The sequence below is a fragment of the Prauserella salsuginis genome, from assembly GCF_024648885.1.
GTDB classification, from domain to species: domain Bacteria; phylum Actinomycetota; class Actinomycetes; order Mycobacteriales; family Pseudonocardiaceae; genus Prauserella; species Prauserella salsuginis.
The window spans coordinates 423,930-437,907 of record NZ_JANBBF010000013.1 but is presented as its reverse complement, the minus strand read 5'-3'; the positions used below and the strand labels follow the sequence as shown (position 1 = coordinate 437,907).

Below are 13,978 nucleotides of genomic sequence, written 5' to 3'. Positions count from 1 at the left end.
CGGCGCCGCGCTCACGCGGCAGAAGCGAACACAGCGGGCGCCGGGAGCGGTGCGGGATCTCATCCGTTGTCCGGCGAATCCCGCCGCGTGCGCAGGGCGCGCAACCCTCGCCAGCCGAGGACACCGATGATCGTGCCCAGTACGAACGAGACGATCGCCAGCACCAGGTGCACCCAGAAGAACGGCGTCGGCGACCCGTCGGCCGCCCACGCGTTGTCGCTGCTCCACAGGTTGCGGGCGAACGTGATCCAGATGACCCACGACCACACGCCGAACGCCAGCAGGAACGCCGAAACACCGCGAGACATGCGCATGGGAACCAGTCTCCTCACATGACGCCCGTCACCCCACATCGGGGGATTCATCTGCTTGGCGCCACCGATCCGTGGCTAACCTTCCCAAGTGCATACAGCTCGGATCCGAGGTCTGGTGGTGGCCGCGCTCGCGGCTCTCGTCGTGACGAGCGCGCCGCTGGTGCCGGCAGCGACGCCCGCGGCACGTGCCCAGTCGAACTGCCCGAACGCGACGTTGCCGCCGCCACCGGTCGACGAGTCGGAGGAACCCGAGCCCGGGCAGCGCGCTCCCGCGCCGTTGCCCGTGCCCGCCGAAACTCCGGGCGGCGGCAGGCTCGGTGAGTGCGGGTTCGTCCTGCCGGAGGGCGCGCCGCAGCCACCGCAGCCGCTGACGGCGAAGAACTGGCTCATCCAGGACCTCGACAGTGGGCAGGTGCTGGCCGCCCGGCACCCCCACGGCAGGCAGCGGCCCGCGTCCCTGATCAAGACGTTGCTCGCGCTGGTGGTGATCGACGAGCTCGCCCCGGAGCGCGTCATCAGGCCGACGAAGGAGGACGCCGACCAGGAATGCTCCTGTGTCGGCATCGAGGCAGGCTCGCCGTACACGGTGCACGACCTGCTGATGGGCGTGATGATGAAGTCCGGCAACGACGCGGCGCACGCGCTGGCCACGGCGCTCGGCGGGCTCCCCACGGCGTTGCGGAAGATGAACCGCCTTGCTCACCGCCTCGGTGCGACCGATACCCGCGCGGCGACGCCGTCGGGGCTCGACGGGCCGGGCATGGTGACGTCCGCCTACGACCAGGCCCTGCTGTACCGGTACGCGATGACGAAGCCGCGCTACGTCGAGGCCGTGAGCACGCGGCGGATCCAGTTCCCCGGTGCGCGGGGCGAGCCGTCGTACCCCGTCACCAACGACGATCGGCTGCACACCGAGTACCCGGGCTTCCTCGGCGGCAAGACGGGCTTCACCAGCGATGCGCGGCACACCTACGTCGGCGGCGCGGCGCGGGGCGGCCGCCGCATCGCGGTCGTGCTGTTGCGCGGTGAACAGCGGCCGATCAAGCTCAGCGAGCAGGCGATGAACATGCTCGACTACGGCTTCCAACTCGCCGCAGCCGGCACGCCCGGCGTCGGCCGGGTCACGACCGCCCCGCCTCCTCCCCCGCCACAACCCCGACGCACGGACGCCCCCGCCGACACGGGTACCGGGAACGAGACCGGCGCCGCGGGCGGCAGCCACAGCGCCGCCGCCGGCGAGAAGGGGTCGTCGGCGGGCGTCGGCTGGATCATCGGGATCGTGATCCTCGTGGCGGTCGCGACGGGCGTCGGTATCGCGCTCACGCGGGACGAACAGCTCTGACGTCGGGCCCGCCCGATGCCGGGCGGGCCCGCACCGGGGGTGTCCTGCCCCGCGCGGGACCGCACGCGCGACGGCGTCGCCCCCGGGCCGCAGCCCTCGCCGCGCCTCAGCCCTCGCCGCGCCGCAGCCGTCGCCGCGCCTCAGTCGTCGCTCGCCGCGCTGTCGGCGGACCGGGTCACGGCGGCACGCTCGGCGGGAGCGTCCTCGGCGGGGCCGACCTTCGACGGCAGCGTCTCCTTGGCCAACAACCACAGCACGAACGCGCCCGCGGCGATGACCCCGGTGACGGCGAACGCGGCGGGGAACGACCACTGCTCGGCGATCGCACCGGCCGCCAGCGGGCCGACCACCGCACCGACGTCGGCGGCCATCTGGAACCCGGCGAGCACCGAACCTCCGCGCGCCTTCGACCCGAGGACGTCGGCCAGGGCCGCGTTGTGCGACGGGTTGAGGAATCCCGCGCCGATACCCGTCACCACGGTGGCGGCCAGGAACAGCCACGTGTTCTCGGACAGTCCCAACGACACGGTGCCGACGGCGAGCAGCGCCAACCCGGCGAGCGCCGGCGGCTTGCGGCCACGGGTGTCGGCGAACCGGCCCGAGCCGAGGAGCACGAGCGCGTTGGCCCCGGCGAACAGGGCGAGCGCGAGCCCGGTGAACGTCTCGTCCTTGCCCAGGACCGCAGCGACGAACAGCGGGATCAGCGACATCCGCACGCCGAGCACGACCCAGCCGTTGGTGAGGTTGGACGTGAGCGCGGCGCGGTAGGTGGGGTGGCGCAGTGCCTCGCGGAACGTCATCGTCGGCGCATCGTCCTCGTCGGCCCGTGAGGCCAGGTCGGAACGGCGCAGCTGCCAGTACACGAGCACGGTCGCGGCCACGAGAGCCACGCCGTAGACGAGGAACGGCGCGCGCAGCGACACCGCGACCAGCCCGCTGCCCAGCACGGGGCCCGCGACGCCGCCGAGAAGGAAGCTCGTGCCCCACAGTCCCGAGGCACGGCCACGCAGTTCCGGTGGCGAGATTCGGATGAGCAGGCCGATCGCCGAGACCGTGAACATCGTCGACCCGACGCCGCCGATGGCGCGGAACAACAGCAGCTGCCAGTACTCGGCGGCGAAGGCGCACAGGATCGTCGAGGCGGCCACGATCGACACGCCCCACAGGTACGTCGGGCGCTCGCCGAACCGCGTCACCAGACGTCCGCTCACGGGCGCGAACAGCAGCCGCACCAGTGCGAACGCGCTGACCACGAACGACGCCGCGGTCAGGCCGACGTCGAAACTGTGGGCGAAGTTCGGCAGGGCGGGCCCGATGATGCCGTAGCCGATCGCGATGAGGAAGCTCGCGCCGACCAGGACGTACACCTCGCGGGGCAGGCGCACCGGAGCCGGGGCGTCGTCGGTTGCTGCGCTGGAGCCGCGGTCGGCGGAGACGTCATCAGGGGTGGCGTCGGATGCGTCGCCGGAACCGGTTCCCGGAGCTGGATTGGTCACTGCACACTCCTTCCGGAGCGAGCCTAATGACCTTCGCGGGGAAACGGCCCGGGGTCCACGGTGCCCGCACCCGCCGCGGTCACGGCAGGCGGCGGTCGGCCGTGGTCGCGGCCCGCGCCACCGTCACGACGTCACGGAGTCACGGAGTCACGGAGTCACGGACCACCGGATGCACAGCCTCAGGAGTCAGTGCCGTCAGGAGTCAGTGTCGTTTGCGGCCGAGCCAGCCGAGCAGCGCGCCGATGCCGAACGCTCCCGCGGCCGTGCCCACGCCGGGGCCGCGGCGGACGGTGACGTTCGGGCGGACGATGGTCGCGGGCGGTGGATCGACGACGCGGACCTGGTTCTCCCGCGCGGTCGCGGTCCAGGCGGTGACGAACAGCAGGAACCGTGACACCAGGTTGGCGAACACGAGCAGACCGATGATCGGACCGAACAGGGCACCGCTGGGCGAACTCGTGACGCTGGCGAGGTAGAACGATCCCACGTTCTTGAGCAGTTCGAACCCGAGCGCTGCCAGCACGGCGCCCTTCACCGCGCTGCGCGGGTTGACCTTGTCCCGCGGGAGTTGGGAGATCACCCAGGTGAACACGAGGACGTTCGCGGCCAGCGACAGCACGACCGTCGCGGCGCGCAGGGCGTACTGGGCCCAGACGAACTCGTCGAGGCCGACGAGTCCGAGCAGCCACGCTCCCGCGGCACCGCCGACCGCGGTGAGGCCGAACGACAACACGAGCGCCGCGCCGAGGCCGACCAGCGCCAGCAGGTCCTTCAGCTTCGTGGACAGGAACGGTTTCTTCGCCGGCTCCTGCGCCCACTGCGCGGTGAGCGCGTCGCGGAGGTTGCCCATCCAGCCGAGCCCGGAGTAGAGCGCACCGAGTAGACCGATCACGCCGAGCCCCGTGCGAGCCCTGGTGACCGAGTCGACGATCTGATCCAGGAACCCCTGCAGCCCCTCGGGAGCCGACGTGACGATGCCCTGCCGGAGTTCGTCCATCAGGTCCTGATTGCCCGCCAGCACGAAACCTGCGACCGAGAACGCGACCATGAGCAGCGGAAACAGTGACAGCACCGAGAAGTAGGTGATCGCGGCTGCGTAGTGGTTACCGTGCCGCTCGGTGAAGGCGTCATTGGCTCTGATCACGTGGTCCAGCCACGGATACTTACGCCGCATCCGCGGCAGGAACCCCTCTTTTTCCGCCTTCTGCTCTGTCACGCGCAGGAAGCTAACGGCGCAGGACTTACGGGTGCAAACCGACGCGCACACCGTCGCCGTGCACCACCCACCCGGGCGGTGCACGGCGACGTCCGGTCGTGACCGGCTCGTTCCCCAGGGACACCCCTGTTACGTCAACCGCAGCCGCCCGCCGATGGAGCGGCGCGAGCACGCCGACGGGCCCCAAGGGCACCTTTGGGGCGCTGAGTGCCCCAAAGGTGCCCTTGGGGGCATTCCTACACGGCGGGCTGCAGGGTGCGGCCGTAGGTCGTGCCGCGCTGCCTGGCCGGACGGCCCGCCAGGTCGGCGAGCTGGCCCAGTTCGTCGGCGGTACGCGACGAGCCGTGCTCCGAACCGGCCATCCGCGAGATGGTCTCCTCCATCAGCGTGCCGCCGATGTCGTTGGCACCGCCCCGGAGAATCTGCGCCGTGCCCTCGTCGCCGAGCTTGACCCAGGAACACTGCACGTTGTCGATCAGCCCGTGCAGGGCCAGCCGCGCGAAGGCGTGCACCGCCCGGTTGTCCCGCATCGTCGGCCCCGGACGTGCCACGCCGGCGAGGTAGATCGGCGCGTTGTGGTGTACGAACGGCAGCGCGACGAACTCGGTGAACCCGCCGGTCTCCCGTGCGATCCCGCCGAGCACCCGCAGGTGGCCGAGCCAGTGGCCGGGGTGGTCGACGTGGCCGTACATCATCGTGCTCGACGACGGGATGCCCACGCGGTGCGCGGTCGTGACGACGTCGATCCACGTCTTCGCGGGCAGTTTGCCCTTGGTGAGAACCCAGCGGACGTCGTCGTCGAGGATCTCGGCGGCCGTGCCGGGGATCGAGTCGAGGCCGGCGTCGCGCAGTTCGGTGAGCCACTCCTGGATGCTCACGCCCGCCTTCGACGCCGCCGAGACGACCTCCATCGGTGAGAACGCGTGGACGTGCATGTCCGGCACCGCCTTCTTGATGGCGCGCACGATGTCGGCGTAGTAGCTGACCGGCAGTTTCGGGTCGATGCCGCCCTGCATGCACACCTCGGTGGCGCCTGCCTCGGACGCCTCGACGGCCCGTGCGGCCACTTCATCGGTGGACAGCCGGAAGGCGTCGGCGTCCCGCTCCCGCTGGGCGAACGCGCAGAACCGGCAGCCGACGTAGCAGACGTTCGAGAAGTTGATGTTGCGGTTGACGACGTAGGTGATGTCGTCGCCCACGACGTCGGCGCGCAGTTCGTCGGCGAGCCGCGTCATGGTCTCCAGTGCCGGACCGTCGGCGGTGAGCAGTGCCATGGCCGCCTCGGCGTTGGACTCGTCGAGCAGCGCGACCGGGTTCTGCTCGGCGAGCCGGAGCCCCTCACGCGCCTCGGTGTCCAGTCGCTGCGGTCCGTTGTGGACGCTGTCGCGGAGGACGTCCCAGTCGCCGTAGACGCTGTCGAAGTCGCCCCGCCGGTCGGACGTCCTGCCCGCGGTGTCGATCGTGGCGTTCAGATCCGAGCGGCCGACCGTGTCGAGTCCGCCGTCGGGCTCCTGCCACTCGCGGCCGATGACGGTTGCGGATTCGTCGGCCAGCCCATCCTCAGTGGACAGTGCACGGACGTGGCCGTGCAGCCGGATGTCGATCCACTTCTCCGCGTCGCGCACGTACTTCGGATATGCGGTCAGCCGCTCCCGCAGGTCGAATCCGCCGTCGGCGGTCCAGCGGGTGAGCTCGTCGACGTGCGGCCACGGCGCCTCGGGGTTGACGTGGTCCGGCGTGACCGGCGAGACGCCGCCCCAGTCGTCGATGCCGGCACGCAGGATCAGCGCATGCTCGTCACCGACGAGGTTCGGCGGTGCCTGCACACTGACCCCCGGCGGCATCAGCAGCCGCGCGACGGCGACGGTGGCGGCGAGCTCGGCCAGGTCCGCGTCCTCGTGGGAACGCATCGCGGTGTCCGGTTTGGACCGGAAGTTCTGGACGATGATCTCCTGCACGTTCCGGTACTGCCGCGCACGCTTGCGAATCTCGTGGAGCGACTCGGCGCGTTCGGTGATCGTCTCGCCGATACCCACGAGGATGCCCGTGGTGAACGGAACTCCGACGCGACCCGCGTCGTCGAGCACCCGCAGCCGAACGGCAGGCTCCTTGTCGGGACTGCCGTAGTGCGGACCGCCCTTCTCCGACCAGAGACGCTGCGCGGTGGTCTCGAGCATCATGCCCATGCTCGGCGCAACGGGCTTCAGGCGCTGCAGCTCCTCCCAGCTCATGACACCGGGGTTCAGGTGCGGCAGCAGCCCCGTCTCCTCGAGTACGGCAATGGCACACGACCGCACGTAGTCCAATGTGGATTCATACCCGCGTTCGTCGAGCCACTGCCGGGCCTGCGGCCAGCGTTCCTCCGGCCGGTCGCCCAGCGTGAACAGTGCCTCCTTGCACCCCGCGGCGGCACCGGCACGGGCGATGTCGAGCACCTCGTCGCGTTCGAGGTACAGCGATTCGGCCTTGCCCGGCACCGTGACGAACGTGCAGTAGTGACACCGGTCCCGACACAGATGGGTGAGCGGGATGAATACCTTGCGACTGTAGGTGACGACGCCGGTTCTGCCCTGGTCCGCCAGGTGGGCTTCGCGGACGCGGCTCGCGATGTCCAGCAGCGCGTTCAGATCGTCACCGCGGGCGTGCAACAGGACGGCCGACTCGGTGACGTCGAGCGAGGAACCGTCGGCGGCCCGTTTCAGGGCCCGGCGCATGGCCGACGACGACGGTGCGGGTTCGGGAGGGGGAAGCGAGATCTGGCGAGCCATGCTCCCGACAGTATTCGCCGGATCACCGTGACGCTAAGACTGAGAACTCACACCCGGCCGGAGCACGAACGGGGGTAGCGTACCCGGCTCGGCGGTCAGTCGACCGTGACGCTCGTCCTGGCGGAGTCCGCAGCGGCACGCGGGCCGGGAGGCCGGACCGGGGCGGGACCGGCGGTGTCACCGGCCACGGTCGGGACCGCTGCGCCGGCAGCGTCGGCCGTTGCCTGCACGGCATCCACCGAGGCGGATTCGGCCCCGGCTGCCACGGTCGCGGTCTCGCGGGCCTTCTTACGACGCTGGCGGATGACACCGGCGACCATGCCGATGACGCCGAGCACGATCGCGGCCAGCCCGACCGGGCCCAGCATGCCCAGGGCCATCGCGTTCGGGGCCGGCTGGGCCACCGTGCGGGCCGCCGGAGCCGCCGCCGCAGGGGCGCTCACGAGGGTCACCACGCCGAACGTCGTCAGTGCGGTCACGACCACGGCCGACACGCGTACCGCGCGCGTCGGATGAGCCGGCTCCCGGTCAGAACTGCCCACCGCACGTCCTCCTGCATCACCACACCGCCCTTCACCCGCAAGGTGAGGTCGGCCACGAAGAGACTACTGACAGTGTCGCCAGTCGCCATCGGCGCCACGACGCGGGTGAGACTAGCGACCCGCTCGGGCCAACGTATGCGCGGGGGCAGTAGCTGTTGTGTAAACCCGGCCCGGTCCCGTCGAACGCCGTCCGGACGGTCGTGGCGCCGATTCCGCCCGGGTCGACCTCACTCCGGAGAGCGCCGACCCATGGTTCGGACGTGTGACGTCCGAACCATGGGTCGGCGGAAACCGGCGAACCGCGCGATCCCGACGATCAACCGACGATGATGCCGCGGTTGTACCTGGCGGCCGCTTCGAGGCGGCTGCGGGAGTAGCTCTTGATGCCGAGGCTGGCGCGCCCGGGGTCCGACACGTAGAAGTCACCGGCCGAGTTGGTGCCCCGCGCGACGACGTAGTGCCCGTAGCTCGGCGCACCGCCCAGCAGGACGCCGTGGTTCACGTTGAGGATCACCGGCTTCCCGTCCGCTGCGGCGGCGAGCGCGCTGGCGTAGTCCACCTTCCGCGCGTTCGTGTCGTACGCGCCCAGCCCACGGATGAGGTGGCTGACGTCGGAACCCCACGTCCCTGCCGGGATCTGGCAGGCCTCACGCATGTTGATCACCGCCTGCTTGTGCGTGCCCGACGGCGGCCGGTCCAGGGCGTACAGCGTGATGACCGCTGCGGTCGGACCGCAGTTCTCGTCGCTCTTCGGACCGGTGTCCATCTGGTTGATGACGACCAGCTCGCCCGAACCACCGGGGTCGGGGTCCGAGCCCGAGCCCTTCTTGCGCTGGACGCCGAGCGCGGCCATCGTCTTCGCGCCCGCGTAGCCGTCGACGGCGAGCCCCTTCGAGCTCTGGAACTTCTTCACCGCCGAGATGGTGACGGAGCCGTAGTCACCGTCGGCGACCACACCGACGGCGGACTGCACGGCCTTGACGACCTTCGCGAGCTCGCCCTGGGTGATCGGACCCGGGTCACCGTCGACCACGAGGCCGCGGTCGGACTGGAACGCCTTGACCGAGCTGATCGTCATCGGGCCGAGGTCGCCGTCGACCACGCCGCGGTAGTAGTAGAGCCCCTTGAGCGACTTCTGGGTGTCGGCCGTCGACGCGGCGTTCGCGGAGGTCGGAATCAGGAGGCCTGCGGCAGCGGCCATCCCGGCCACGGCGGTTCCCCTGAGCATGGAACGGCGGGTGACGGTCCTGAGATTCTTCACGGTGCTTCCTTCGTTCGTCGTGCCAGAACGCGCCGGAGACACCGAGCAGCGGTATCACCCGTTCGCAGCATGAGTGAACCAGCGGAAGAACACGGACAGTACCGACGGAAGTCGCCGTAGCGTCAGTGACCTCCGTTCGTCGGGAAGAGACACATCGCCCCTATCAGGGCGCCCGGGCACATGTTTCCGTCAACAGCTCGGTCAGCAGCTCGGCATTCGCGTCGAGTGCCACACGCGCATTCGCCGAGTCCGGTGCGTCGGGCAACCATCGATCACGGTTCGCCCGACCGTCGCGGTACCGACCGTTTCGACAGAGACCGGATGTGCACTGGCGGTGTTGACGGTGGTCACACCGGTGAGCTCGAGGTCGGGATGGAGTGCCGCGAACATGAGCGGGACGGAATCGTCCGCTCCCGTGTCCACGTCCATGATCAGCTGCGCGCCATCGAACCTCCAGAACCGCCGGACAACCGCGCTGGCCCCAGCCGCCACGCTCAGGGACGGAAACAGGAACGATCACGACGCCGCGACGCGGCTTGTGGGAGCGACTGCACTCAGGAGTCGGGCGCCCAGTCGAACGTCGCCGTCACCGGGGCGTGGTCGGACCAGCGCTGGTCATACGACGGCGCCCGCTCGACCACCACCGAGCTGCACGTCTCCGCCAGACCCGGCGTGGCGGCGATGTAGTCGATCCGCCAGCCGGAGTCGTTGTCGAAGGCCTTCCCGCGGTACGACCACCACGTGTACGGGCCAGGGCCCTCCGGGTCGAGGCTGCGCTGCACGTCGACGTAGCCCGCCTCGCCGAACACGCGGCTCATCCACTCGCGTTCCTCCGGCAGGAAACCCGAGTTCTTCTTGTTGCCCTTCCAGTTCTTCAGGTCGATCTCGGCGTGGGCGATGTTCCAATCGCCCATCACGACGACCTCGCGCCCGTCGGCGGCCGCCTTCTCGCGCAGTTCGACCAGGTACGGCAGGAAGGCGTCGAGGAAGCGCTCCTTCTCGTCCTGCCGCGGCGTGCCGACCTCACCGCTTGGCAGGTACAGGCTCGCCACGACGACGCCCGGCAGCTCCATCTCGACGTACCGCCCGCTCGCCTCGAACTCGGCCTCGCCGAACCCGATGCGCGTGGCCTCCGGTTCGGACCGGCTGTACAGCGTCGCGCCGTTGCGGCCCTTCACCTCGGACACGGCGTGGGCGGCGTGCCAGCCGTCGGGCTCGACGAGCGCCTTCGGGATGGCGTCGAGGTCGGCGCGCACCTCCTGGCAGGCCACGACGTCGGCGGGCGTCTGCCCGAACCACTCGGTGAAGCCCTTCTTCGCGGCCGCGCGGATGCCGTTGACGTTGACGGTGGAGACGGTGAACACGCGCCCCAGGCTATCCGGCCGCCCCGACGATCCCGCGGCCGGAACGCGGCGCCGCGAGGGAAACCGGTGGGGCGCCCACCCGCCTCCCACCACCACCCGAACGGACACGCTGCGCGCGGCGGTGCCGACACACATGCCCGGAACGGCGGCGCCGCAGGGGGAGAGATTCGGGGCGCCCAGTGCCACCAAGGTGCCCTTTGGGGCATGGGCGCGCCCCGGAGTGGGTCAGCAGGAGGCGCCGTCGGCGGGTTCGAGGAAGTCGTCCGCGGCCCACTCGCCGTCGGCGAGTTTGCGGAACCCGTCGCGGACCTCGGTGGTGGCGTCGGTTTCGGCGTCCTGTTCGAGCTTGTCGACGATCTCGTCCCCGGTGGAAGGTCCGGAGCGCACGTTCAGCGCGTCCGCCTCGACCGTCATACTGCAGCCGCCGTCGCCGTCCGAGCCCTCGGCCTCCGAGCTCAGCTCACCCCCGGTCATCGCGTACAGCACGATCACGGCGATCAGCGCGACGAGGATGAGCAGTGTCCGCTTCGGAATCCCGAGTATCACGAGTGCTCCTTATCCGTTCCCGACCTGCACTCAGCCCGCAGGGTACGGCCCGCGTTTCCCCGTCCGTAAGACCCGGACGTCGCAACCACTCGGCTCGGCGAACACCGACCACACACAGCGACGGGCCCCGGCAGGAGGTCGTCCTGCCGGGGCCCGTGGGAGCGAAACGGCCGCTCTCAGCCCTGAGCCATCTTCTTCTGGAGGTTCTCGTCCAGGGTCGCCAGGAACTCCTCGGTGGTCTGGAACGGCGTGTCACCACCGACCAGCAACGCGAGGTCCTTGGTCATCTTGCCACTCTCGACGGACTCGATGACGACCTGCTCGAGCTTGTTGGCGAAGCCGATCAGCTCGGAGTTGCCGTCCAGCTGGCCGCGGTGCTCGAGGCCACGGGTCCAGGCGAAGATCGACGCGATCGGGTTCGTCGACGTGGCCTTGCCCTGCTGGTGCTGACGGTAGTGCCGGGTCACCGTGCCGTGCGCGGCCTCGGCCTCGACGGTGCGGCCGTCCGGGCTGCGCAGCACCGACGTCATCAGGCCGAGCGAGCCGTAGCCCTGCGCGACCGTGTCGGACTGCACGTCACCGTCGTAGTTCTTGCAGGCCCAGACGTAGCCGCCGTCCCACTTGAGCGACGCGGCGACCATGTCGTCGATCAGCCGGTGCTCGTAGGTCAGGCCCTTCGCCTCGAAGTCGGCCTTGAACTCCTTCTCGTAGATCTCCTCGAAGGTGTCCTTGAACATGCCGTCGTAGGCCTTGAGGATGGTGTTCTTGGTCGACATGTAGACCGGGTAACCGCGGTCGAGGCCGTACTGCAGCGAGGCACGCGCGAAGTCTTCGATGGACTTGCGGTAGTTGTACATGCCCATCGCGACGCCGCCGCCCTCGGGGAAGTTCGCCACCTCGAACTCCATCGGCTCGGAGCCGTCCGCGGGCGTGTAGGTCATCGTGACCGTGCCGGGGCCGGGGACCTTGAAGTCCGTGGCCTTGTACTGGTCGCCGTGGGCGTGACGGCCGACGATGACCGGCTTCGTCCAGCCCGGCACCAGCCGCGGGACGTTCTGGATGACGATCGGCTCGCGGAAGATGACGCCGCCGAGGATGTTGCGGATCGTGCCGTTCGGGCTCCGCCACATCTTCTTCAGGCCGAATTCCTCGACGCGGGCCTCGTCCGGCGTGATGGTGGCGCACTTGACGCCGACGCCGTGCTTGTTGATGGCATTCGCCGCGTCGACCGTGATCTGGTCGTCGGTCCGGTCGCGCTCCTCGATCCCCAGGTCGTAGTACTCGAGGTTCACATCGAGGTACGGGTGGATCAGTTTGTCCTTGATGAACTGCCAGATAATGCGGGTCATCTCGTCGCCGTCGAGTTCGACGACGGTGCCCTCGACCTTGATCTTGGCCATGAGCTGGCGGCGCTCCTCTCGCTTTCGCGTCGCGGATCTCGCGTTCGTCTTCGCCTGATACCGCTGCGCATTAGCCGTTGCGTAGCGGTACAAGCGTACTGCTGAATGGACACCGGCCCGGCGCCCCCTGGTTACTGGCGAGTACGCCCTCCGGACCACAGTGACGCCGACAAATCGCAGCTCACCACGCAATCTACGTGCCCGAAGCACCCGAGTGGAGACATCGCGGCAGAATCGATCACGTGGGATCAACCACGCTCCACAGCGCCCCGCTGCCCACGGCGACGGACGCGACAGGACTGGCTAGGACTGGCATCCATGCGACTGGGAATCAAAACCAAGCCCGAGCACACGTCGTGGCAGGAATTGCTCGACACCTGGCGGACCGCCGACGACATCGAGCTGTTCGAATCGGCGTGGAACTGGGACCACTTCTACCCGCTCTCCGGTGACCTGACCGCACCGAACTACGAGGCGTGGACGATGCTCGCCGCCATGGCGCAAGCCACTCGCCGGATCCGCATCGGCTGCCAGGTCAGCGGCATGATCTACCGCCACCCCGCGGTGCTGGCCAACATGGCCGCCACCACCGACGTCATCTCCGGCGGCAGGCTCGAGATCGGCCTCGGCGCCGGGTGGATGCGCCAGGAGTGCGACGCCTACGGCATCGAACTGCCGCCCCTGCGCGAGCGCTTCGACCTGTTCGACGAGGGCGTGCAGGCGATCATCGGCCTGCTGTCGCAGGAGGTCACCGACTTCGCGGGCACGCACGTGCGCCTGACCGGGGCGCGCTGCGAACCGAAACCCGTGCAGCGGCCGCACCCGCCGATCGTCATCGGCGGCACCGGTCCGAAACGCACGCTGCGAGCGGCCGCGCGGTGGGCGCAGCAGTGGCACGCGGGCGCCCGGTCGCCGCAGCACTGGCGTGAGCTCGACGACGTGCTGCGCGCTCACTGCGCCGACGTCGGCCGGGACCCGGCCGAGATCACCCGGTCGGTGAACGTTCGCGTCCACGCCGAGACCGGCATCGGACCGGCCGTCGAGGAGGCCGCCGCCTACCGCGACACGGGCCTCGACCTGGTGGTGTTCAATCTGCCCCACCACGTGCCTGCGGGGTATCTCGAGCAGCTGGCCGAAGCCGCCGAACCACTGACCACCCGGCCGTCCGGCGACCCGGCGTGATCGATTCGCCCGGCGATGCCACCGCTCCTACGCTGGGCTGCACCGGCAACCGCACTCAGCGGAGGTGAACGTCATGCAGGCAGTAGTCGGCGACCGGATCCGCGTGCACGGCCGGGTCGTGGGCGAGCCCGAACGGCTCGGCGAGATCGTCGAGGTTCGCGGCGATTCGGGCGGCCCGCCCTATCTGGTGCGCTTCACCGACGGTCACGAACGGCTCGTCTTCCCCGGCCCGGACTGCGAGGTCGAGGACACCCACACGCAGCAGTCGTCGTAACCCTGCACGCCTCGCGCGACGAGGCGGGGCGCGCACCGACGCACACCCGTGAGGCCCTGGTCACGGGCCTGCTCCGGGCCCGAGCGCGAGCCCTGACCAGCAGGCCCCGGCGCACCGGCACGGAACTCCCGGACGAGGCCGCCGGCAGGGCCCGCGCGTTACCGCCCGGCGTCGTGGCGATCGTCACCGGCCGTGGGCACGGCGCCGGGATGACAGCCGGACACCGATACGTTCACACTTGAGTAGAGAGCAGTTATCCGCGACGGCCCGCGG

General features: G+C 69.9%; 12 protein-coding genes. 3 read left to right on the top strand and 9 right to left on the bottom strand.

Annotation, left to right across the window (positions count from 1 at the left end; genetic code table 11):
* Positions 1 to 59: 59 nt before the first annotated feature.
* Positions 60 to 314 carry an SCO4848 family membrane protein gene (locus LY40_RS22390; RefSeq protein ID WP_183779430.1) on the bottom strand — a complete coding sequence of 85 codons (255 nt, stop codon included), beginning with the start codon at positions 312 to 314 and terminating at the stop codon, positions 60 to 62.
* An 88-nt stretch (positions 315 to 402) separates the two neighbouring features.
* On the opposite strand from LY40_RS22390, the gene LY40_RS22385 reads away from it, so the two are divergent.
* A complete protein-coding gene (locus LY40_RS22385) occupies positions 403 to 1,656 on the top strand; it encodes a D-alanyl-D-alanine carboxypeptidase family protein (RefSeq protein WP_258938042.1) in 1,254 nt (417 codons plus the stop codon).
* A 140-nt stretch (positions 1,657 to 1,796) separates the two neighbouring features.
* Here the strand turns inward: LY40_RS22385 and LY40_RS22380 are convergent, their stop codons facing one another.
* From LY40_RS22380 to LY40_RS22345, 8 genes are all read right to left on the bottom strand, one after another.
* Positions 1,797 to 3,041 (bottom strand): MFS transporter, encoded by a 1,245-nt coding sequence (locus LY40_RS22380; protein WP_183784971.1) that lies wholly within the window; start codon positions 3,039 to 3,041, stop codon positions 1,797 to 1,799.
* 313 nt (positions 3,042 to 3,354) lie between these two features.
* Entirely contained in the window at positions 3,355 to 4,326 is a 972-nt protein-coding gene (gene yhjD, locus LY40_RS22375; RefSeq protein ID WP_258938063.1) for an inner membrane protein YhjD, read from the bottom strand.
* A 278-nt stretch (positions 4,327 to 4,604) separates the two neighbouring features.
* A complete protein-coding gene (locus LY40_RS22370) occupies positions 4,605 to 7,136 on the bottom strand; it encodes a bifunctional FO biosynthesis protein CofGH (RefSeq protein WP_258938041.1) in 2,532 nt (843 codons plus the stop codon).
* A 95-nt stretch (positions 7,137 to 7,231) separates the two neighbouring features.
* The gene (locus tag LY40_RS22365) at positions 7,232 to 7,678 is read right to left on the bottom strand and encodes a hypothetical protein (RefSeq protein WP_183785749.1); all 447 of its coding nucleotides are present in this window, start codon (positions 7,676 to 7,678) and stop codon (positions 7,232 to 7,234) included.
* A gap of 316 nt (positions 7,679 to 7,994) precedes the next feature.
* Positions 7,995 to 8,939 carry a peptidoglycan-binding protein gene (locus LY40_RS22360; protein WP_183779434.1) on the bottom strand — a complete coding sequence of 315 codons (945 nt, stop codon included), beginning with the start codon at positions 8,937 to 8,939 and terminating at the stop codon, positions 7,995 to 7,997.
* A 554-nt stretch (positions 8,940 to 9,493) separates the two neighbouring features.
* Positions 9,494 to 10,303 carry an exodeoxyribonuclease III gene (locus tag LY40_RS22355; RefSeq protein ID WP_183779440.1) on the bottom strand — a complete coding sequence of 270 codons (810 nt, stop codon included), beginning with the start codon at positions 10,301 to 10,303 and terminating at the stop codon, positions 9,494 to 9,496.
* 225 nt (positions 10,304 to 10,528) lie between these two features.
* Complete coding sequence (locus LY40_RS22350) at positions 10,529 to 10,849, bottom strand: SH3 domain-containing protein (protein ID WP_258938040.1); 321 nt, start codon at positions 10,847 to 10,849, stop codon at positions 10,529 to 10,531.
* Between the two features lie 176 nt (positions 10,850 to 11,025).
* On the bottom strand, positions 11,026 to 12,249 hold the full coding sequence (locus LY40_RS22345; RefSeq protein ID WP_183779442.1) for an NADP-dependent isocitrate dehydrogenase: 1,224 nt from the start codon (positions 12,247 to 12,249) through the stop codon (positions 11,026 to 11,028).
* Positions 12,250 to 12,567: 318 nt separating this feature from the next.
* On the opposite strand from LY40_RS22345, the gene LY40_RS22340 reads away from it, so the two are divergent.
* Entirely contained in the window at positions 12,568 to 13,431 is an 864-nt protein-coding gene (locus LY40_RS22340) for a TIGR03560 family F420-dependent LLM class oxidoreductase (protein ID WP_258938039.1), read from the top strand.
* A gap of 73 nt (positions 13,432 to 13,504) precedes the next feature.
* Positions 13,505 to 13,705 carry a DUF1918 domain-containing protein gene (locus tag LY40_RS22335; protein WP_183779446.1) on the top strand — a complete coding sequence of 67 codons (201 nt, stop codon included), beginning with the start codon at positions 13,505 to 13,507 and terminating at the stop codon, positions 13,703 to 13,705.
* Positions 13,706 to 13,978 lie beyond the last annotated feature (273 nt).